The organism is Micromonospora inyonensis, from assembly GCF_900091415.1.
Lineage (GTDB): Bacteria > Actinomycetota > Actinomycetes > Mycobacteriales > Micromonosporaceae > Micromonospora > Micromonospora inyonensis.
Window position 1 is genome coordinate 2,039,702 of record NZ_FMHU01000001.1, and the last position, 19,675, is coordinate 2,059,376.

16 protein-coding genes and 1 pseudogene are annotated in these 19,675 nt (G+C 71.8%); 12 read left to right on the top strand and 5 right to left on the bottom strand.

What is annotated here, in order from left to right; translation table 11 throughout:
- Positions 1-148 precede the first annotated feature (148 nt).
- From GA0074694_RS09385 to GA0074694_RS09395, 3 genes and pseudogenes are all read right to left on the bottom strand, one after another.
- Complete coding sequence (locus GA0074694_RS09385) at positions 149-607, bottom strand: NUDIX hydrolase (protein WP_091455607.1); 459 nt, start codon at positions 605-607, stop codon at positions 149-151.
- Between the two features lie 170 nt (positions 608-777).
- Positions 778-915, bottom strand: a pseudogene (locus GA0074694_RS33895) (uridine kinase); the annotation flags it as partial.
- 89 nt (positions 916-1,004) lie between these two features.
- Positions 1,005-2,372 carry an NsdA family TPR-like regulatory protein gene (locus GA0074694_RS09395; protein ID WP_091455610.1) on the bottom strand — a complete coding sequence of 456 codons (1,368 nt, stop codon included), beginning with the start codon at positions 2,370-2,372 and terminating at the stop codon, positions 1,005-1,007.
- A gap of 388 nt (positions 2,373-2,760) precedes the next feature.
- Between GA0074694_RS09395 and GA0074694_RS09400 the strand changes: the two genes are divergently transcribed.
- Entirely contained in the window at positions 2,761-3,981 is a 1,221-nt protein-coding gene (locus tag GA0074694_RS09400) for a helix-turn-helix domain-containing protein (RefSeq protein ID WP_091455613.1), read from the top strand.
- Positions 3,982-4,005: 24 nt separating this feature from the next.
- Here the strand turns inward: GA0074694_RS09400 and GA0074694_RS09405 are convergent, their stop codons facing one another.
- Positions 4,006-4,641, bottom strand: a complete 636-nt coding sequence (locus tag GA0074694_RS09405) for an FMN-dependent NADH-azoreductase (RefSeq protein WP_091455616.1) — start codon at positions 4,639-4,641, stop codon at positions 4,006-4,008.
- Positions 4,642-4,744: 103 nt separating this feature from the next.
- Here GA0074694_RS09405 and GA0074694_RS09410 point away from each other — a divergent pair, with 103 nt between their 5' ends.
- On the top strand, positions 4,745-5,233 hold the full coding sequence (locus tag GA0074694_RS09410) for a MarR family winged helix-turn-helix transcriptional regulator (RefSeq protein ID WP_091455619.1): 489 nt from the start codon (positions 4,745-4,747) through the stop codon (positions 5,231-5,233).
- 123 nt (positions 5,234-5,356) lie between these two features.
- On the top strand, positions 5,357-6,118 hold the full coding sequence (locus GA0074694_RS09415; protein ID WP_091455623.1) for a DUF4230 domain-containing protein: 762 nt from the start codon (positions 5,357-5,359) through the stop codon (positions 6,116-6,118).
- 561 nt (positions 6,119-6,679) lie between these two features.
- Here GA0074694_RS09415 and GA0074694_RS09420 read toward each other — a convergent pair.
- Positions 6,680-6,883 (bottom strand): PspC domain-containing protein, encoded by a 204-nt coding sequence (locus GA0074694_RS09420; RefSeq protein ID WP_091455626.1) that lies wholly within the window; start codon positions 6,881-6,883, stop codon positions 6,680-6,682.
- Positions 6,884-7,148: 265 nt separating this feature from the next.
- Here GA0074694_RS09420 and GA0074694_RS09425 point away from each other — a divergent pair, with 265 nt between their 5' ends.
- The 9 genes from GA0074694_RS09425 to GA0074694_RS09465 all read left to right on the top strand — a co-directional run bounded on the left by GA0074694_RS09425 (position 7,149) and on the right by GA0074694_RS09465 (position 19,593).
- Positions 7,149-8,519 (top strand): L-serine ammonia-lyase, encoded by a 1,371-nt coding sequence (locus GA0074694_RS09425; RefSeq protein WP_091458896.1) that lies wholly within the window; start codon positions 7,149-7,151, stop codon positions 8,517-8,519.
- Positions 8,520-8,593: 74 nt separating this feature from the next.
- The gene (locus GA0074694_RS09430; RefSeq protein WP_245714611.1) at positions 8,594-9,424 is read left to right on the top strand and encodes an ABC transporter permease; all 831 of its coding nucleotides are present in this window, start codon (positions 8,594-8,596) and stop codon (positions 9,422-9,424) included.
- Positions 9,425-9,465: 41 nt separating this feature from the next.
- Positions 9,466-10,209, top strand: coding sequence for an ABC transporter ATP-binding protein (locus tag GA0074694_RS09435; RefSeq protein WP_091455631.1), 744 nt, complete (start codon positions 9,466-9,468; stop codon positions 10,207-10,209).
- Complete coding sequence (locus GA0074694_RS09440; RefSeq protein ID WP_091455634.1) at positions 10,206-12,113, top strand: DUF5941 domain-containing protein; 1,908 nt, start codon at positions 10,206-10,208, stop codon at positions 12,111-12,113. Before GA0074694_RS09435 ends, GA0074694_RS09440 begins: the two co-directional genes overlap by 4 nt.
- Positions 12,114-12,150: 37 nt before the next feature.
- The gene (locus tag GA0074694_RS09445) at positions 12,151-14,379 is read left to right on the top strand and encodes a bifunctional glycosyltransferase/CDP-glycerol:glycerophosphate glycerophosphotransferase (RefSeq protein WP_091455637.1); all 2,229 of its coding nucleotides are present in this window, start codon (positions 12,151-12,153) and stop codon (positions 14,377-14,379) included.
- Between the two features lie 139 nt (positions 14,380-14,518).
- On the top strand, positions 14,519-15,829 hold the full coding sequence (locus tag GA0074694_RS09450; RefSeq protein WP_091455642.1) for an ABC transporter ATP-binding protein: 1,311 nt from the start codon (positions 14,519-14,521) through the stop codon (positions 15,827-15,829).
- 81 nt (positions 15,830-15,910) lie between these two features.
- Positions 15,911-16,375 carry a DUF4442 domain-containing protein gene (locus tag GA0074694_RS09455; RefSeq protein WP_091455644.1) on the top strand — a complete coding sequence of 155 codons (465 nt, stop codon included), beginning with the start codon at positions 15,911-15,913 and terminating at the stop codon, positions 16,373-16,375.
- Positions 16,376-16,471: 96 nt separating this feature from the next.
- Positions 16,472-17,224, top strand: a complete 753-nt coding sequence (locus tag GA0074694_RS09460) for a beta-phosphoglucomutase family hydrolase (RefSeq protein WP_091455647.1) — start codon at positions 16,472-16,474, stop codon at positions 17,222-17,224.
- Entirely contained in the window at positions 17,221-19,593 is a 2,373-nt protein-coding gene (locus GA0074694_RS09465; RefSeq protein WP_091455651.1) for a glycoside hydrolase family 65 protein, read from the top strand. Before GA0074694_RS09460 ends, GA0074694_RS09465 begins: the two co-directional genes overlap by 4 nt.
- Positions 19,594-19,675: the final 82 nt, after the last annotated feature.

A 19,675-nucleotide genomic window follows, 5' to 3' on the forward strand; every position in this document is an offset into this window, starting at 1 on the left:
TGGAGTTGTGGCGCCTGATTGGTGGCGATTACGAGGTTTGGGCGGCGCCCTAACTCCATGATCGACGGGGCGGAGGTAGGGGGGAGGGGTGGGACGGGCTTTCAGCGGAGGGCGCGGCCGTGCGAGCGGCTTGATCGCGGCGCGTCGGCTATCGGTAGACGCCGGCTCGGCCCGCCCGCAGGTCCGCGAGCGCGTCGGTGTGCTGTTGGTGGCCCAGCGGAGGCAGGGCGGACAACGCGAAGAAGCGCAGCTCCCGGGTCTCCCTGTCGCCCTCGGTCAGTTGGCCTCCGACGACGGAGCAGCGGAAGAACACCGTGATCGGCTGTGCGACGTCGCCGTTCGGGTAGACGTGGCGGTACTTGGTGTACACGCCCAACAGGCCGTCGATCCGCACCCGCAGTCCGGTCTCTTCGGCGACTTCCCGCACCGCCGCCTCCTCGGCCGACTCGCCGAGTTCCAGGGCGCCACCGGGCAGTCCCCAGCAGCCGTCGTCGCTGCGGCGTTGCAGGAGCACCTGGCCGTGGTGCGGCACACAGGCACCGGCGAAGTTCAGGAAGACCGGTTCCTGGCCGACCTGCTGTCGCAGCCATCTGATGTAGTCCGGCAACCGCAGCCCCTCACCGTCCCAGGATCTCAGCGGAACCCTGACCTACCGCCTAGCCTTGGTCGGGCTTCCGCCGGCGAAATCCTGCCGTACGCCACCCGTTCGAGGACGGCGCGGTTCGTGCAGTCCGGCCCTCAACCGTGCGGCGATCCTGAGCGGCATACCGCCCGGCCTCACGAGATGCGCGGCTGGTCAAAGACGGCGTTGTCGATCACCACGTCGACCAGCCGCAGCGGATCCACCTGGGCCAGGTACAGCCGTTCAGCCACCAGGTAACGATCACGGTGAACCGCCTCGGCCTGCGCGCCGGCCCTTCAAGTTGACGCACTTGCTTGCGTCAAGTCGACCACTGCCCTGTATGCGCAGCAGACAGTTGCAGCGCAGTTGAAGGGCTACGTGGTCAGGTGGCGATGAGGTCTTTGGCGTCCTGACAGAAGGCGCGGACGGCAGGGGTGCGTCGGTAGGGGCCGAGAGCGCCGACCAGGTTGCGTACGTGCTTGATACACCTTGCGGAGGTGACCTGGCCGGTGAGCGTCTGGACGGCCTGGTCGCCGAGGGCGAGTGCCTTGTCCAGGTCGGGCTGTGCCTGCTGTACGTAGGTGGTGGCGAGTAGAGCGTTTCGCAGTGCGCCCTCGCGGGTGTACTCGTTGCTCTGGAGGCGCAGTGCCGCCCGTAGGTGTTCCCGAGCACGGGACCAGTCTTCGAGCTTGACGTAGCAGTAGCCGGCCTGGGCGTGGGCCTGTGCTTCGTTGACCCAGTAGGACCAGTCGGGGTCGCCGTGGTCCGGGCGGGTGTCGGTGAGCCGGTCGAAGGCGCTGTCGAGCGCGCGGCGGGTGTCGGTGACCGATCGGTTGTTGGCGTAAGCCTCGGCGGCCCGCAGGTCGAGGATGGTGGAGACCTTCGGGCTCGTGGCGGGGTAGCTGGCTCGCGCGGTTTCCGCGAGGGTGATCGACTGGCGGAGCTGACCGAGGTCCTTGGCCTGGCAGGACATGAAGCCGAGGATGTTCGCGCCGAGTCCGCGATCACCGGCGGCGTGGGCCTGGTAGAGGCCGGCGATCCAGAACCGTTGGGCCTGGCTGTGATGACCGTTGTCGAAGGAGAGCCAGCCGGCGAGGCGCAGCAGTTCACCGGCGGTGGCGTGGAGGCGTCGGCCGACACTGTCGGCGTAGCGTCGATCGCGCAGCACGCCGACCACCGTGCTCAGGTGTTGACGGACCAGGCCGAGGGTTTGACCGCTGCCGAGGTGGTCGTCCATGCGTCGGAGGCTGGCGGTGACCGCGTCGAGGTGGTCGACGACCTCCGGGGAGAGTGGACGACCCGTCGTGGACGCGGCGGCTCGTGATGGCGGCGTGATCAACCACTCGTGTGCCGGGGACGTCAGTGCGGAACCGAGCAGAGTCAGGAACATCCGTCGGTGCATCATTCCCTCAGATTCGTTCACAACCTCGGCAGCCTGCAAGGCCCCCGCCGGTGACCAGGGAAGTTCCAGACCGGCCGAGGCGGGTAGGGCCTCGAACCCGTCGTCAGGCCAACCCAATTCATCGAGAGTGATCGTCCGCTGCAACTGCTCGGACAACAGCGCCATGGTCAGCGAGGGCCACGGACTGCGGGGTACGTCGCCCTTCTTCCACTTGTACGGCGTCTTCAGGTGCAACCGCTCTGAGCGGCCGTGTCGTTCGGCGCACTCGTTGAGTCGCCGGGCGAGTTGCTCGGGCTGCCAGCCCACCTCGCCGAGCAGGTGGGTGATCGCCTCTCCGCTGGGTGCCACGTCATCGACCCTTCATGCGTAGCGGTCGCTCATACGCACAGTAGCGGAGCTGTCGGTCGGCTCAGGACCCCGGCACCGGTCCGCACCAGTAGGCACCACGCGCACCTCCTTTCACCACGGCGCTGCCGGGGTCAACTGGACACCTTGGAACGGAGCGATGAGTCCGGTTCAAGTCTCGGTGAAACGGCCGTGGGCCGTGGCGGGGCAACGCCCCCGGCTCCCGGCCTTGCCAGAAGGTGAGGGTGCTCGTGATTTCCGAGATCGTGCCGGTCGTGTTCGGTGGCCTGGTGCCAGGGTTCCTGCTTGGTCTCCTCGCGTTCCGGGTCAAGTCCCGGTGGTGTCCGCGCTGCGGTGGGTCCACCGAAGCCCTGCACCGCGTGGATCAGCGATGAGTGCGCCGGCCAGCAGGGACGGTCGCCGGGATCTGCCGATCGGCCGGCGGGTGGCGCAGTTGCGGGTACGGCGGGGCATGAGTCAGCAGGTTCTCGCTGACCGGGTCGGCCGGTCGAAGAGCTGGGTCGACAAGGTGGAGCGTGGGGTGCGTACCCTCGATCGGCTCACGATGATCGAGACGGTGGCCGCCGCCCTCGGTGTCGCCCCGGGTGTCCTGGTCGGGCGGAAGGTCCAGCGGTCATCGGGCACCGACGTCACGGCCGCCGTCGAGCAGGTGCGGGAGGCGCTGGCCTGCTACGACACCCCGAGCCGGGAATGGCCGTCGTCGGTGGCGGAACTCGACCGGCAGATTGGGTACGCGTGGACGGCGTACCGGCACGCCCACCATCCGCAGGTGCTCCGGATGCTGCCCGGCCTGCTCGCCGCCACCCGCCACGCCGCCCGCCCCGAAGCCTCGACACGCGGTGCGCGACCAGTCGCCGGGCTGCTGGTACGGGTGTACCGGCTCGCCGCCCAGGTGCTGGTGAAACTTGGCGAGGCGCACCTCGGCTGGCTGGTCGCCGACCGGGCGATGACCACCGCCGCCGACGACCCACGCCACACCGCCCTCGCCGCCGTCCCACTGGTGCAGGCGCTGCGCGCGCTGAACCGGGGCCGACTGGCGATGACCGCCGCCACCACCGCCGTACGCCCGCTCGACCTGACGCCGTCGTCCCCGCCGGACGATCTCGCCCTGGCCGGGGCGTTGCTCACCGAGGCCGCCCTCGCCGCCGCCACCTACGCAGACGCCGCCACCGTGGACGACCTGATTGACCGTGCGGCCCACCTCGCCGCACACTGCCCCGACGACGGCAGCGGGTTCGGGCCGGTAGTAGTCGACCTAGCCCGCGCGCTGGCCACCGCCCGCCTCGGCGACAACCACCTGGCCGTCGCCCTGCATCTGCGTGCCACCAGCGGCGACGGCTGGCGGCGGCTACCCGCCGAACACCGCGCCGCCCACCTGATCGACATCGCCCGGGTGCACCTCGACGTCGGCGACCAGCATGCCGCCGGCGGTGCCCTGGCCGCCGCCGACCAGATTGCCCCCGCCGAGGTACGGCTCCGACCCGCTGCCCACGCCGTACTGACCGCCGTGCTGCGTGCCGGTCCCACCCCGGCCGACGTCACCCGCCTTGCCGCCACCATCGGCCTGGCCCGGCCCCACGCGGCGGGCTGAGCACCAGCGGGGTGGGGTCGGCTTTCAGCGCAGGGCGCGGCCGTGTGAGCGGGCGAGGTCCTCGGCCTGGGTGCGCAACTGCGCGGCCAGGTCCTTGAACTGGTCCAGGGCAGGGTTGACGCCGACGAGGGTGAACTCGGCCTCGACCACCTTCAGGTCGAGCTGCCACACGTCGGCGAGGATGCGGCGCATCCACGGCGTGGCGTGGTCCCAGCCCTCCCGGGGAGTTCCGCTTCCGTAGGCGCCGCCGCGCACCGTGACCAGCACGGCCGGCTTGCCGGCGAGGACCGGCGTGGCGCCAGAGGCCATTCGCGGGTCGGTGATCACCGTGTCGGCCCAGGTCTTGAAGTGCTGGGAGACACCGTAGTTGTAGAGCGGCACCGCGAACAGCAACGCGTCGGCGGCGACCAACTCGTCGGTCAGCTGTGCCGCCAGCGCCACCGCCGTCTGCTGCTCGGCCGTGCGCTTCTCCGCCGGTACGAAGCCGGCCGTCACCGCGTCGGCCCAGGTCGTCGAGGGCAGCGGCTCGGTACCGAGATGGCGGCGCACGATCGTGCCGTCCGGGTGCGCGGCGCGCCATTCATCTTCCACGATGTCGGCGATCTCTCGGCTGTGCGAACCCTCGACCCGGATGCTCGAGTCGAGCCGGAACAACGACATGGTGATCTCCCTCAGACATGGCCAGCAGTGAATTGCTGACGCGTCAGCGAACCTACGACGGAAGTTGCTGACGCGTCAACAAAGCGGGGGTAGAGTGTGATGTATGACCGAGCCGCGCTGGCTGGACGAGCAGGAGAGCCGCATGTGGCGGGCCTACCTGCGCATGCACCGCGCCGTCGAGGTCGCCGTCGACCGCCAGCTCAGCGAAGCCGGCATCTCCCGCCCCGACTACGAGGTGCTGGTACCGCTCTCCGAAGCCGAGGGGCGGACCATGCGCGTTCGGAACCTGGCCATCTGGCTCGGGTGGAACCGTAGCCGCATCGCACACCAGCTTCGCCGCATGGAACAACGAGGGCTGATCACCCGCTTCGAATGCTCCGCCGACGCCCGCGGCACCATGGTCAGACTGACCGACCAGGGCTACGCCGCCGTCGTCGCGGCCGCGCCGGGCCACGTCGAAACCGTCCGCAACGTCCTCGTCGACCAGCTCGACCAGGACGAGATCGCCCAGTTGACCGCCATCGCCGAACGGGTCGTGGCCGCCGCCGGCTGGTGCCAGCTACCGCACTCCGGAACGGTCCACGGTTGCTGACGGGACGGCTACCCTGCACGGTGTCGGCTGTTGGTCTCCGAGTACCGCTCAACGGGCGGGTGTCGTAGTGGGGACGTACCGTCGTCTCAGGCAGTGATGTCATGACCGAGGACGGTGAGGGCGATGTCCGGCAAGGGCGAAGTCAACCAGCCCACGCGTGAGTTCCCGGAGTACCCGGCCGGCCCGTCGTCGACCGATCCGGCAACCGCCGTCGGAAGCGACGGACCCGCCGACGCCGGTCGTCGTGGCCTGCCGCGTGGGCTGATCCTGGTGCTGGGGGCCGCCGCGCTGGCCGTGGTGGTCCTGCTCGGTACGCAGGCGGCCGGCCTCTGGCCGAGCTGGCGCAACCCGTTCGCCGAGGAGACGACCGATCGCAGCCAGCCGCCCCTGCTGAAGTCGATCCGGGACCTCAGCCGGTACGTGGCCGCCGAGGGCAACTTCCAGGTCGTCGTCGATCTGGAGACCGACCGGAAGTACGTCCCGGACTTCCTGCTCAACGAGCGCACCCTCTTCGTCGGCGCGGGCCGGGTGGAGGCGTACGTCGACTTCTCGAAGATCGCCGAGGGGGCGGTGAAGCAGTCGGCCGACGGGAAGTCCGCCGAGATCGTCCTGCCCGCCCCGCAACTCGGCGAGACGAACCTCGACATCGAGAAGAGCTACGTCTTCGCCGAGAAGCGCGGCCTGCTCAACCGGCTCGGGGACGTCTTCGCCGACGACCCGAACCGGCAACGTGAGGTCTACCGTCTCGCCGAAGAGCGGATCACCACTGCCGCCCGGGACAGCGGGCTCACCGCTCGCGCCGAGGCGAACACCCGCAAGATGCTGGAGGGGCTGCTCCGCTCGCTCGGCTACCAGACGGTCACCGTCACCTACGCCGCGCCCTGACCCGTCCGAACCGCCGCCTGCCGTGTGTCCGTCGCCGACTGCCCGTTCCTGGTCCGCGACGCCCCGGTGGGCGGCGGCACGGTCATTGGGCGCCGGTTGGGGCGTCTGTCGCGCAGGACTTGTCGTCGGCAGACGGTGGCCATATCACTCCGAGTGACCCCGGGCCCGCAGGCCCACATCCTCCGGTTTCCCTTTGCTCTGCACCCCAATACGCGCCAGGCACTCTCGGTGAGCGCGCGTTCTTGTACGCTGGCTCCCGTTGACGCTGCAGCCCCTGCTCATAGTCGGTGTCGCATATCTGGGTGCAGAGCAAAGGGAAAACTCGGGGATGGCGTGTCCCGGTGAAGGGTCACCCACCGTGAGACCGGAAGCCACTCCGAACGCCTGGACGCAGCGTGACTATGGATGGCTGGCGTCGTAGGGCCATCCTCGCCGGGGCGTCCGTGTGGCACACCGCACCGCGCTCGGAACGCCCCGCACCGGACGCGGCGCCCGCCCCGGTGAGTCGGGGCGGGCGCCGTTGGTCGTGGCGGCCGTGCCATGTCGTCGTGGCGGTGCGGGTCAGTACTGGACGGCGTACCGGTCCTCGTTGGGCATCAGGAGCCAGAGCACCAGGTAGACGATCACCTGGGTGCCGGGCAGCAGCAACGACAGCAGGAACAACAGTCGGACGAAACCGGGGGACCTGCCGAACCGCTGGGCCAGGCCGGCACAGACACCGGCGAACATGCGCCCCTGACGGGGCCGGACCAGTTTGCGACTCATGGTCGTCTACTCCCACTCTGCGGCGCTTTGGCCGCCTCTGTAATCCACGGTAGGTGGGGCGTGCCACCGCGCCCTCAGCCCCGAGGTGGATTGGCCACCGGCGTACCCGTAGGTGGTTACCCGTCCCGGGTCGGGGTGACGCGTCCCTTCCGGCATCGACCGCCCTGGGTGTATCGGCGGCCGGGCGGGGAATCCGTGACCAGGGCGGGTACGCTCGCCGGCGGCCCCGCCGACGCCACTGGGGCCGAGGGGAGAAGTGCCGGTCATGATCAGCGTCTTCGATCTCTTCGGTGTCGGCGTCGGGCCGTCCAGTTCCCACACGGTGGGGCCGATGCGGGCCGCGCGGACCTTCGTGGCTGGGCTGAAGGCCGACGGCCTGCTCACCGGCACCGCACAGGTGCGGGCCGAGCTGTTCGGGTCGCTCGGCGCGACGGGACATGGGCACGGCAGCGACCGCGCGGTGCTGCTCGGGCTCGCCGGCGAGGTGCCGGAGACGGTCGACACCGACGGGGTCGGTCCCCGGATCGACCGGGTCCACGCCGACCGGCGGCTGGCCCTGCTCGACGTACACGAGATCGACTTCGACCCCGACCGGGACCTGGTGCTGCACCGGCGCCGGTCGCTGCCGTACCACCCGAACGGAATGACCTTCACCGCGTACGACGCCGACGGGGGTGAGCTGCGCACCCGGACGTACTACTCGGTCGGGGGCGGGTTCGTGGTGGACGAGGCGGCGGCCGGCGCGGACCGGATCCGGCCGGACACCACCCCGGTCCGGTACCCGTTCGCCACCGGCGTGGAACTGCTGGAGGTCACCACGGCCACCGGCCTGTCGATCAGTGAGGTGATGCTCGCCAACGAGCGGTCCTGGCGGAGCGAGGCGGAGATCCGCGCCGGGCTGCTGGAAATCTGGCGGGTGATGCGGGAGTGCGTGGACTCGGGCTGCGAGCGCGACGGCGTACTCCCGGGTGGGTTGAAGGTCCGGCGGCGCGCGGCGGAACTGCGCCGGGGCCTCGAGGCGGACGCGGGCAGCGCGGACCCGCTGCGGGTGATGGACTGGGTGACGCTCTTCGCCCTCGCGGTGAACGAGGAGAACGCGGCCGGCGGCCGGGTGGTCACCGCCCCGACCAACGGGGCGGCCGGGATCATCCCGGCGGTGCTGCACTACTACACCCGCTTCGTGCCGGGCGCGGACGACGAGGGCGTGGTCCGCTTCCTGCTGGCGGCCGGCGCGATCGGGGTCCTCTTCAAGGAGAACGCCTCGATCTCCGGGGCCGAGGTCGGCTGCCAGGGCGAGGTCGGTTCGGCCTGCTCGATGGCGGCGGCCGGGTTGGCCGAGGCACTGGGCGGCACCCCGGCCCAGGTGGAGAACGCCGCCGAGATCGGCATGGAGCACAACCTCGGCCTGACCTGTGACCCGGTCGGGGGTCTCGTGCAGATCCCCTGCATCGAGCGGAACGCGGTGGCTAGCATCAAGGCGATCACGGCGACCCGGCTCGCGCTGCGCGGCGACGGGGTGCACGCGGTCTCCCTGGACAAGGTGATCAAGACGATGCGGGAGACCGGCGCCGACATGAAGGTCAAGTACAAGGAGACGGCACGCGGGGGTCTCGCGGTCAACGTGATCGAGTGCTGAGCCCGGGGGCCGGGCCACCCGCGTAGCGGTTCCGGCGAGCCGGTCGCCGGGGCACGCCGGGGCGGGAGGCGACGGTGACGACCGGTGGTGCCGCGACCCTGTGGTCGCACCGCAACGCGCTGCGCATCCTGGTCCGTCGCGACCTGGCGGTGAAGTACCAACGCTCCGTGCTCGGGTACCTCTGGTCGCTGATCGAGCCGCTCGGCCTGGGCGCGGTCTACTACTTCGTCTTCGGCGTGCTCTACGCCGGGGACACCGGCCGGCACCTGGGCGAGGCGGCCGGGTCGTATCCGCTGTTCCTGGTCGCCGGGATCTTCGCCTGGCAGTGGGCCGGTTCGGCGATCACCGAGGCGGCCAACGCGCTCACCGGCCAGGCCCGGTTGATCACCGTACTGAACGTGCCCCGGGAGATCTTCCCGGTCGGCCGGGTCGCCGGCCGCTTCGCCGAGTACGTCGCCGGCCTGCCGATCCTGGTCGGCGTCGCGGCGGTCTACGCGGTACGTGGCCGGATCGACCCGGGGTTCGCGCTGCTCGCCCTTCCGCTCGCCCTGCTGGTGCAGACGGTCCTGCTGGTCGGGGTGGCGCTGCTGCTCTCCGCGCTGAACGTGCTGCTGCGCGACGTGGAACGGGTGATGCGCCTGGTACTGCGGCTGCTCTTCTACGCCACGCCGATCATCTATCCGCTGAGCCTGGTCCGGGACTCCGCGGCCCCCGGCTGGTGTAAGGCGCTCTACGAGCTGAACCCGCTGGTCGGCATCGTGCAGCTGCACCATGCGGCCTGGTACCCGGACGAGTTCCCGGACGCCCGGCTGCTGGTCACCTCGGTCGCCGGCAGCCTGCTGGTGCTGGTCGTCGGCCGGCTGGCGTTCCGCCGGCTCGAACCGGCCGTGCTCAAGGAGCTCTGAGGCGTGCGGCCGGGGAACGGGGCGGCCGGAGGGCCGCGGTCATGACGGCGATCATCGAGGCGGACGGCCTGGGCATCCGGTTCGCCCGCAACCGGCGGCGGCAGTTGCGCCTGCGCGAGCTGGTCGTCCACGGGGGTGGCCGGAACCCGGACGGTGGGCGGTTCTGGCCGTTGCGGGACGTCTCGTTCACCATCACCGCCGGGGAACGGGTCGGTGTGCTGGGGCGCAACGGCAGCGGCAAGAGCACCCTGCTGCGGCTGATCGCCGGGGTGCTGATCCCCGACGAGGGGCGGATCGGGGTGCGTGGTGCGGTCGCCCCGCTGCTGGAACTCTCCGCCGGCTTCGCCGGCGACCTGACCGGGCGGGAGAACCTGCACCTGGTCGGTGGCCTGCACGGGCTCTCTCCGGTTTACCTCCGGCGGCACTTCGATGACATCATCTCCTTCGCTGGCGAGCAGGTCGAGCGGGCCGTCGACACCCCGGTGCGGCACTACTCCTCGGGGATGAAGATCCGGCTCGGCTTCGCGATCGTCAGCCGGCTGCCGCACCCCGTGCTGCTGATGGACGAGGTGACGGCCGTCGGGGACGCGGAGTTCCGTGCGAAGTGCTACGCCACGATCGACCGACTGCTCGCGGAGGGGCGCACCTTGGTGCTGGTGTCACACAACGAGAAGGACCTGACCCGGTTCTGCCGTCGGGGTCTCTACCTCGACGGTGGCCGGTTGACCGTCGACGGGTCGCTGGACGAGGCGCTCGCCGCGTACCACCGGTCGGTCGCGCGGTGACCCTGGCGATCGTGCTCGCCACCGGGGGCCCGGCGGCGAATCTCCCCGACGACACCGTCGGCCACCTCGTCGCGCAGTGGCGGGCCGCCGGAGCGACCGAGGTCCGGGTCGCCACCGACCTGCCCGAGCTGGCCGCCCTGGCCGAGCGCGCGACCGGGCCGGTACTGGTCTCCGGTGCCGACCTGGTGGCCCACACCACCGTGCTGAAGCACCTGGCCACCAGCCCGGTCGCCGGCACGGCCGCGCTGGTGCTGGCCGACCCGCCGGCCGCCGGCCACGCTGCGGTCCGCGAGGAACGCGGCCAGGTGGTGGCCGCCGGACCGGCCCGGACGCTGTCCGACGCCACCGGCAGCTTCGGCGGCGCGCTGCGGGTCGTTGCGGCGGACCTGCCCGCGCTGGTCGCCGCCGCCCGGACGGCCGCCGGGTCGGGCGGGACCGACCTGGACGGCCTCGTCGCCGCGTTCACGGCCACCGGGGCGCTGACCTTCGCCCACCGGGTACGCCTGCTCGTCGCGCACCGGGCCGTCGACCCGGCCGGGCTGGCCGCCGCCCGCGCCGAACTGGCCGGGGTGGACGAGGACGCGGCCGAGCTGCGGCTGTCCGTCAAGGAGCGGGACGACTTCTTCACCACGTACTTCGTCAGCTCCTGGTCGCCGTACGTGACGAAGGCCTGCGCCCGGCTCGGGCTGACGCCGACCGGGGTCACCATGATCTCGGTTTTCTTCGCCGTGGTCGCGGCGGTGCTGTTCGGTGCCGGCGGGCGGCCCGCGCTGGTCACCGGTGGTGTGCTGCTCTACCTCGGGTTCATGCTCGACTGCGTGGACGGGCAGCTGGCCCGGTACACCCGCGACTTCAGCCCCTGGGGCGGCTGGCTGGACACCATGGCCGACCGGGCCAAGGAGTACGTCGTCTACGCCGGGCTCGGCTTCGGGGCGACGCACGCCGGGCTGGGCGACGGCTGGGTGCTGGCGCTCGCCGCGATGACCCTCCAGACCGTCCGGCACCACACCGACGCGTGGTACGGGGTGCTGCACGACGAGGCGGCCCGCCGGCCGAAGGCGGCCAGCCCCGGCGGCGGCATCGGCGACAAGCTCAACGCCGCCTCCAACCGGGTGCAGGCCGACACCGGCTCGGTGTCGTACTGGCTGAAGCGGACCGTGGTGTTCCCGATCGGGGAGCGCTGGGCGCTGATCGCGCTCACCGCCGCGCTCTTCGACGCCCGGGTCGCCCTGATCGCCGTGCTGGTCTGGGGTGTCCTGGCGTTCGCGTACACCGGGGCGCTGCGCACCCTGCGGGCCCGGTTCATGCGGGTGCCGGTGCTCGGCACGGTCGACGCCGGCCTGCACCGCGACGACGGTCCGCTGGTGCGCCGGTTCGGCGGGCGGATCCCGGCGCAGCTCCCGCTCGCCGTGCTCGCCGCGTTGGCCGCACTGGGCCTGCTCGGCGTGGCGCTGACCGGCGGTGACACCGTCCGCTGGGCCGCCCCGGTGGCCCTGCTGGTGCTGCTCGCCGCCGGACTCGGCGCGCGGGGCCGGGCCGACGGCGCGCTGGACTGGCTGGTGCCGGCCGCGCTGCGGGCGGCCGAGTACGTCTTCGCGATCGCCGTGGGGGTGGCCGGCGACGTGCCGCTGCCGCTGGTCTTCGGGTACGTCTTCGTGCTCACCCTGCTCCACTACGACCTGGTGGCCCGGTTGGAGAAGCGACAGCCCGCCCCGCCGCTGCACGATGCGACGCTGGGCTGGGAGGGGCGCTCGGTCCTGCTGGTCGTGGCGCTGATCGCCGGATTCGCGTGGGTGGGGATGGCTACACTCACTTCGTACCTTTTGGTGATTTTCGTGATGAGTGTGGTCGCCGCCTGGGTGAGGCGTCCCACCCGCGCCGCGCGTACCGCCCCGGCGCGGTGAGGGGGCGTCGCGCGGTGGCCTGACCGGGGGGCCCGGGATGGCGCTGATCAGCTTCGTCGTACCGGTCCACCGGGTCCAGGGGTACCTGCGCGAGTGCCTGGACTCCCTGCTCGGGCAGGCGTTCGACGACGTCGAGGTGATCGCCGTCGACGACTGCTCGCCGGACGCCAGCCCGGAGATCCTCACCGGGTACGCCGGTCGCGACCCCCGGGTCCGGCTGGTCCGGCTGACCGGCAACGTCGGGCTCGGCCCGGCCCGCAACGTCGGGCTGGACCGGGCCACCGGCGAGTACGTCTGGTTCGTCGACGGCGACGACTGGCTGGCCCCCGGGTGCCTGCCGGTGGTCGCCGAGCGGCTCCGCGCCACCCGGCCGGACGTGCTCCTGGTCGACCACGTCCGGGTGCACTGGAACGACAGCGTCACCCGTAGCGCCCTGCGTGACGTGTACCCGGAGCCGGTCGGGGCGGAGACGTTCCGGCTGCGGGACCGCCCCGAGGTCGTCGGGCTGCTGCACACCGCCTGGAACAAGCTGGTCCGACGCGAGTTCCTGGTCTCTCTCGGGCTGCGCTTCGCGTCCGGCTGGTACGAGGACGTCTCGTTCAGCTACCCGGTGCTGCTGGCCGCCGAGCGGATCGGCCTGCTCGACCGGGTCTGCGTCAACTACCGGCAGCGGCGGACCGGTGCGATCACCCGTACCCCGGGGGACCGGCACTTCGACGTCTTCGCGCAGTGGGAGCGGGTGTTCCGGTTCCTGGCCGACCACCCGGCCGTCCACGGGGCCGGGGAACTGCACCCGGTGCTCTTCGAGCGGATGGTCTGGCACTACCTGACGGTGCTCGGCAACGGTGCGCGGATCGCCCAGCAGGTGCGGGCGGCGTTCTTCGCCCGGATCGTCGCCGACCACGAGCGGTGGCGGCCACCGGGCGGGTACCGGATGCCGGACGGGATCGAGGGGCTCAAGCACCGGCTGGTGGCAACCGGACGGTGGCGTACCTTCAGTGCGCTGCGCGGCGCGCACCGGACCGGCCTGACCGTACGCCGGACGGCGCGTACCGCCCGGCGACGGGGCGCTCCGGTGCTGCTCGGCGCGGCACGACTGACCCGGGACGCCGCGCTGCTCGCCGGTTACCGGGCGGAACTGCGCCGGCCGGTCGACCCGACGCTCGCCCTCTACGCCGCGTACTGGTACCGGGGGTACGCCTGCAATCCGGCCGCGATCCACGCCGCCGCCCGGCGGCTGGCCCCGCACGTGCGCGGGGTGTGGATCGTCCGGCGGGACCGGCTCGACTCGCTGCCGCCCGGCCTGGAGTACGTGGTGGCCGGCACCGCCGCCTACTTCCGGGCGCTGGCCCGGGCGCGGTGGCTGGTCAACAACGTCAACTTCCCGGACCACGTGCGTAAACGGCCCGGCACCGTGCACGTGCAGACGCACCACGGCACCCCGGTCAAGGTGATGGGGCTGGACCAGCGGCGGTACCCGCTCGGCGCGCCCGGAATGGACTTCGCCGCGCTGCTGCGCCGGGTCGACCGGTGGGACTACAGCATCTCCTCGAACAGCTTCTCCACCCAGATGTGGGAGCGGGCGTACCCGGCGGCGTACACCACGCTGGAGGTGGGCTACCCACGCAACGACCGGCTGGTGACCGCCACGGCCGACGAGATCGCCGAGATCCGGGCGGGGCTCGGCGCCGGGCCCGGGGAACGGATGGTGCTCTACGCGCCCACCCACCGTGAGCACCTGCCCGGCTACCACCCCCCGTTCGACCCCCACCGGCTTCTCGACGTGCTCGGCCCGGCCGGACGGCTGCTGGTGCGTAGCCACTACTTCCACGACCGCGAGCCGCAGGGCGCGTCCGGCTGGCCGTCCGACGACCCCCGCGTCACCGACGTCAGCGGGTACGACCCGGTGGAGGACCTCTACCTCGCCGCCGACGTGCTGGTCACCGACTACTCCTCGGCGATGTTCGACTACGCCGTACTGGACCGGCCGATCGTGCTGTACGCGCCCGACCGGGAGGCGTACCGGCTGGCGCGCGGGGTGTACCTCGACGTGACCGCGGAGCCGCCGGGCGCGGTGGCGACCACCTTCGCCGGCCTGCTCGACGTGTTCCGCTCCGGGACGGTCGACTCGGCGGTCGCCACCGCGGACCGGCAGCGGTTCCGGGCCCGGTTCTGCGTCTGGGACGACGGGCACGCCGCCGAGCGGGTGGTCCGCCGGGTCTTCCTCGGTGAGCCCGGTGGCGACGAGCCAGGTGACGTGCGATGACGCGCGATGCGGGTCGACGGGAGGGACCGGCGTAATAGGCCTGTCACGAGCCGAACATGGCACGTTTACCCGATGTCCCGAACCCTTGATGCTGGTCACAGTCAATGCGGTGTCCGCGACGACCAGCGGGAGGTGACGGGTGGCCACCGTCGCGTTGAAGGATGTCTCCAAGGTGTTCCCGAACGGGACGCTCGCGGTGGACAACGTCAACCTCGATGTGAACGACGGCGAGTTCATGGTGCTGCTCGGGCCGTCGGGCTGCGGGAAGTCGACGGTGCTGCGCATGGTCGCCGGACTGGAGACTCCGACCAGCGGCGCGGTGATGATCGACGGTGAGTACGCCAACGACCTCACCCCGCCCGACCGGCGGATCGCCATGGTCTTCCAGGACTTCGCGCTCTACCCGCACATGACCGTCGAGGACAACATCGCCTTCCCGCTGAAGCTGGCCGGGATGGAGTCGACCCCCCGCGAGGAACGGGTGGCGAGCGTGGCCACCGCGCTGGGCATCGGGGACGTGCTGGGCCGCCGGCCGAGCCAGCTCTCCGGTGGGCAGCGGCAGCGGGTAGCGATGGGTCGGGCGATCGTCCGTCGGCCGCGCCTCTTCCTGATGGACGAGCCGCTGTCCAACCTCGACAGCGGCCTGCGCGCCGAACTGCGGGCGGAGATCTCCGGGCTGACCCGTGAGCTGGGCGTCACCACCATCTACGTCACCCACGACCAGGCCGAGGCGCTGACCATGGCCGACCGGGTCGCCATCATGCGCAAGGGGGTGCTCCAGGACGTCGGCACCCCCACCCAGGTGTACGGCCGCCCGGCCACCCTGTACGTCGCCGCCTTCCTCGGCAGCCCCAAGATGAACCTGCTGGAGGCGTCGGTCTACGTCCACCTCGACCGGTACGTCGCGTTGAACCTCGGCGAGCAGTCGCTCTACCTGCCCTGGGGCGACATCCGCAGCCGGGCGGTGGCCCACTACCACGGTGAGCGGATCGTGGTCGGGATGCGTGCCGAGGCACTGACCCCGGTCGCGCCGGACGCGCCGGGCGACGTCCTGCGGGGACGGATCCGCTTCCTGGAACACCACGGACACGAGTCGCTGGCCTTCCTCGACATCGGCGCGACGGCGGTGGTGGTGGACGAGATGGGCAGCCGGGTCGTCGAGGAGCCTGACGTCGGCTCGCGCAGCCTGCGCCGGGGGCTCAGCCAGGTGGTGCAGCGGCTCACCGGCCGGTCGGTGGAGACGCCGCCGGAGGAGCCGGTGACCCGCGACAGCAAGGCGAGCGTGCTCGGTGACCCGGGGCGGCACCACCGCCGGCCGGCGGAGCTGTCCGTCCGGCTGGCCCCGTACCCGGCGGTCACCGCCGGCCAGCAACTGGCGGTCTCGGTTCGGATGGACGCCGTGCACTTCTTCGACGACCGGGGCGACCGGATCGACGTGGGCTGGCGCTGAGCGGGGCCGCCGCGCCACGTGTGCCGGCGGGCTCACCGGCCGCCCTTGCCGGGCAAGTTACCGGCCAGTAGCCTATCGGGTATGTCGATTGACTCGCGTCAGGTGGCTGCCGGTCTGCTGGCGGCGGTGCCGTTCGTCCGTACCCTCGGTCTGGAGGTCGTCGAGGTCGCGCCCGAGGCCGACGGCGGGGTCCGGGCCGTGCTGCGGCTGCCCGACACCGCACCGACCCACAACCACGTCGGCGGCCCGCACGCCGGGGCGATGTTCACCCTCGGCGAGAGCGCCTCCGGCGCGGTGGTGCTCGCCGCCTTCGGCCACCTGCTCGACCGGGCGACGCCGCTCGCCGTCCGGGCCGAGATCGGCTACCGCCGGCTCGCCATGGGGCCGGTCACCGCGACCGCCCGCCTCGGCCGTCCGGTCGTCGAGGTGGTCGCCGAACTGGAGGCCGGCCGCCGGCCGGAGTTCCCGGTGCCGATCGAGATCACCACCGCCGACGGCACGGTCACCGGCACGATGACGGTGGTCTGGACGTTGCGTCCCCACTGACCCCGGCCGGGCCCCGGCGACCGCCACGACCGGGCGGGGCGGCGGGTGGGGACGGAATCGGGTTTGTCGGCACTGTCCGCTGGTTAGATTCATGGGGTGCTGGGCCTACCCGATCATGTGACCGCCTGTCTCTTCGATCTGGACGGTGTGCTGACCCAGACCGCCCGGGTGCACAACGCCGCGTGGACCGAGACCTTCGACGCGTTCCTGCGCGCGCGGGCCACCGCCACCGGCGAGCCGTACCGCCCCTTCGATCCCGGGGACGACTACAACCGCTACGTCGACGGTCGACCCCGGGCCGACGGGGTCCGCACCTTTCTCGCCTCCCGGGGCATCGCCCTGCCCGAGGGGGCACCGGACGACCCGCCCGGGGCGGACACCGTGCACGGCCTCGGCAACCGCAAGAACGTCGTCCTGCTGGACCGGCTGCGCACCAGCGGCGTCGACGTCTACCCCGGCTCGGTGGCGTACCTGGAGGCGGCGGCCGCCGCCGGGCTGCGCCGCGCGGTCGTCTCGGCCAGCGCCAACTGCCGCGAGGTGGTCGCCGCCGCCGGCCTGGAACACCTGCTGGAGGCCCGGGTGGACGGAGTGGTCGCGCGGGTCGAGGGGCTGCGGGGCAAGCCGCACCCGGACACCTTCCTGGCCGGGGCGCGGCAGCTCGGCGTCGTACCGGCCCAGACGGCGGTCTTCGAGGACGCGCTGGCGGGAGTGGCCGCCGGCCGGGCGGGCGGCTTCGGCTACGTGGTCGGCGTCGACCGGGTCGGGCAGGCCGACGACCTGCGTGCCCAGGGCGCCGACATCGTGGTGCCCGACCTCGGTGACCTGATCGACGAGGAGTTCCGCGGGTGATCCGGGAACGGGCGTATCCAGTCGAGCCGTGGCACGTGCGGGAGGTCCTGCTCGACCTCGACGTGCTGGCCCAGTCCGAGTCGATCTTCGCGCTCTCCAACGGGCACATCGGGTTGCGCGGCAACCTCGACGAGGGCGAACCGCACGGCCTGCCCGGCACCTATCTGAACTCCTTCTACGAGCTGCGTCCGCTGCCGTACGCCGAGGCCGGGTTCGGCTTCCCGGAGTCCGGGCAGACCATCGTCAACGTCACCAACGGCAAACTGATCCGGCTGCTCGTCGACGACGAGCCGTTCGACGTCCGGTACGGCGAACTCCTCGACCACGAGCGGATCCTCGACCTGCGCGCCGGCACCCTGCACCGGTACGTGCACTGGCGCTCCCCGGCCGGTCGGGAGGTCAAGCTCCGCAGCACCCGGCTGGTCTCCTTCCGCCAGCGCTCGGCCGCCGCGATCAACTACGAGGTCGAGGCGGTCGACGGCCCGTTGCGGCTGATCGTCCAGTCCGAACTGGTGGCCAACGAGGCCCTGCCCGCGCAGAGCAAGGACCCCCGGGTGGCGGCGGTGCTGGAGTCGCCCCTGCTCGCCGAGGAGCAGCTCACCCAGAGCCGGGGCGGGCTGCTGATCCACCGGACCAAGGTGAGCGGCCTACGGGTGGCCGCCGCGATGGACCACGAGGTGCAGGCCCCGGCCGACGTGACGGTCAGCACCGAGGGGTACGACGACTGGGTCCGCACCACCATCGGCTGCGTGCTGGAGCCGGGGGAGACGCTGCGCGTGGTCAAGCTGCTCACGTACAGCTGGTCCAGCCAGCGGTCGCTGCCGGCGCTGCGCGACCAGGTCGGGGCGACCCTCGCGGCGGCCAAACTGGACGGCTGGGACGGCCTGCGCCGGGAGCAGCGGGAATACCTCGACGAGTTCTGGGACGCCGCCGACGTACGCGTCGAGGGTGACCCCGAGGTGCAGCAGGCGGTCCGGTTCGGGCTGTTCCACGTGTTGCAGTCCGGTGCCCGTGCCGAACGGCGGCCCATCTCGGCCAAGGGACTGACCGGTCCCGGGTACGACGGACACGCGTTCTGGGACACCGAGATGTTCGTGCTGCCGGTGCTCACCTACACCCAGCCGGGCGCCGTCCGGGACGCCCTGCACTGGCGGCACTCCACCCTCGCCCAGGCCCGGGAGCGGGCCCGGACGTTGTACCTCGACGGTGCGGCATTCCCCTGGCGCACCATCGAGGGGCCGGAGTCGTCGGCGTACTGGCCGGCCGGGACGGCCGCCTTCCACATCGCCGCCGACGTGGCCGACGCGCTGCGCCGCTACGTCCTGGTCACCGGGGACGCCGAACTGGAACAGTCGATCGGGCTGGAACTGCTGATCGAGACGGCCCGGCTGTGGCGCTCGCTCGGGCACCACGACCGGCACGGCCAGTTCCACATCGACGGGGTCACCGGCCCGGACGAGTACACCGCGGTCAAGGACGACAACGTCTACACCAACCTGATGGCCCAGCGGAACCTGCTCACCGCCGCCGACGTGGCGATGCGCTACCGGGACCAGGCGATCCGGCTCGGGGTCACCGAGGAGGAGGCCGCGGCCTGGCGGGACGCCGCGCACGCGATGCACATCCCGTACGACGACGAGGTCGAGGTGCACGAACAGGTCGAGGGGTTCACCCGGCAGGAGGAGTGGGACTTCGAGCACACGCCGTCGGACCGGTACCCGCTGCTGCTGCACTACCCGTACTTCGACCTGTACCGCAAGCAGGTGGTCAAGCAGGCGGACCTGGTGCTGGCGATGCACTGGCGCGGGGACGCGTTCACCGCGGAGGAGAAGCTGCGCAACTTCCTCTACTACGAGCGGCGGACCGTCCGGGACTCGTCCCTGTCGGCCTGCACCCAGGCGGTGCTCGCCGCCGAGGTGGGCCATCCCGAGCTGGCGCACAGCTACCTGCGCGAGGCCGCGCTGATGGACCTGCACGACCTCAACGAGAACACCCGCGACGGCGTGCACATGGCCTCACTGGCCGGGGCGTGGATCGCGTTGGTCGCGGGGTTCGGGGGACTCCGTGACCACGACGAGGAGCTGACCTTCTGCCCCCGGCTCTCCAGCCGGCTCAGTCGGCTGGAGTTCTCGCTCCAGTGGCGGCAGCTCCGGTTGCGGGTGGACATCCGGGCACACCAGACGACGTACTCGTTGCGGCACGGCGGGCCGGACGCGGCCCTGGAGCTGCGGCACTACGGTCAGCCGGTCCGGGTCACCTGCGACCAGCCGGTCACCATGCCGGTGCCGCCGCCCCGTCCGCCCGGACCACCCCCGGTGCAGCCGCCCGGCCGGGCACCGCTGCGCCAGGCCGACAAGATCCGCGAATAACCCCCAGCCCCCCGCGTTCCCCTACCCCCCGCCCCCAGCGCCCCGTCGATCATGGACTTCGGGCACCGGACAAGCTTCGCGA

What these genes read in the sequence shown, in the direction of transcription:
- GA0074694_RS09435 (WP_091455631.1), top strand. Translation starts at nt 9,466, where the DNA reads ATGACGGCGATCATCGAGGCGGACGGCCTGGGCATCCGGTTCGCCCGC.
- GA0074694_RS09455 (WP_091455644.1), top strand. Translation starts at nt 15,911, where the DNA reads ATGTCGATTGACTCGCGTCAGGTGGCTGCCGGTCTGCTGGCGGCGGTG.
- GA0074694_RS09415 (WP_091455623.1), top strand. Translation starts at nt 5,357, where the DNA reads ATGTCCGGCAAGGGCGAAGTCAACCAGCCCACGCGTGAGTTCCCGGAG.
- GA0074694_RS09420 (WP_091455626.1), bottom strand. Translation starts at nt 6,883, where the DNA reads ATGAGTCGCAAACTGGTCCGGCCCCGTCAGGGGCGCATGTTCGCCGGT.
- GA0074694_RS09405 (WP_091455616.1), bottom strand. Translation starts at nt 4,641, where the DNA reads ATGTCGTTGTTCCGGCTCGACTCGAGCATCCGGGTCGAGGGTTCGCAC.
- GA0074694_RS09445 (WP_091455637.1), top strand. Translation starts at nt 12,151, where the DNA reads ATGGCGCTGATCAGCTTCGTCGTACCGGTCCACCGGGTCCAGGGGTAC.
- GA0074694_RS09425 (WP_091458896.1), top strand. Translation starts at nt 7,149, where the DNA reads ATGATCAGCGTCTTCGATCTCTTCGGTGTCGGCGTCGGGCCGTCCAGT.
- GA0074694_RS09410 (WP_091455619.1), top strand. Translation starts at nt 4,745, where the DNA reads ATGACCGAGCCGCGCTGGCTGGACGAGCAGGAGAGCCGCATGTGGCGG.
- GA0074694_RS09400 (WP_091455613.1), top strand. Translation starts at nt 2,761, where the DNA reads ATGAGTGCGCCGGCCAGCAGGGACGGTCGCCGGGATCTGCCGATCGGC.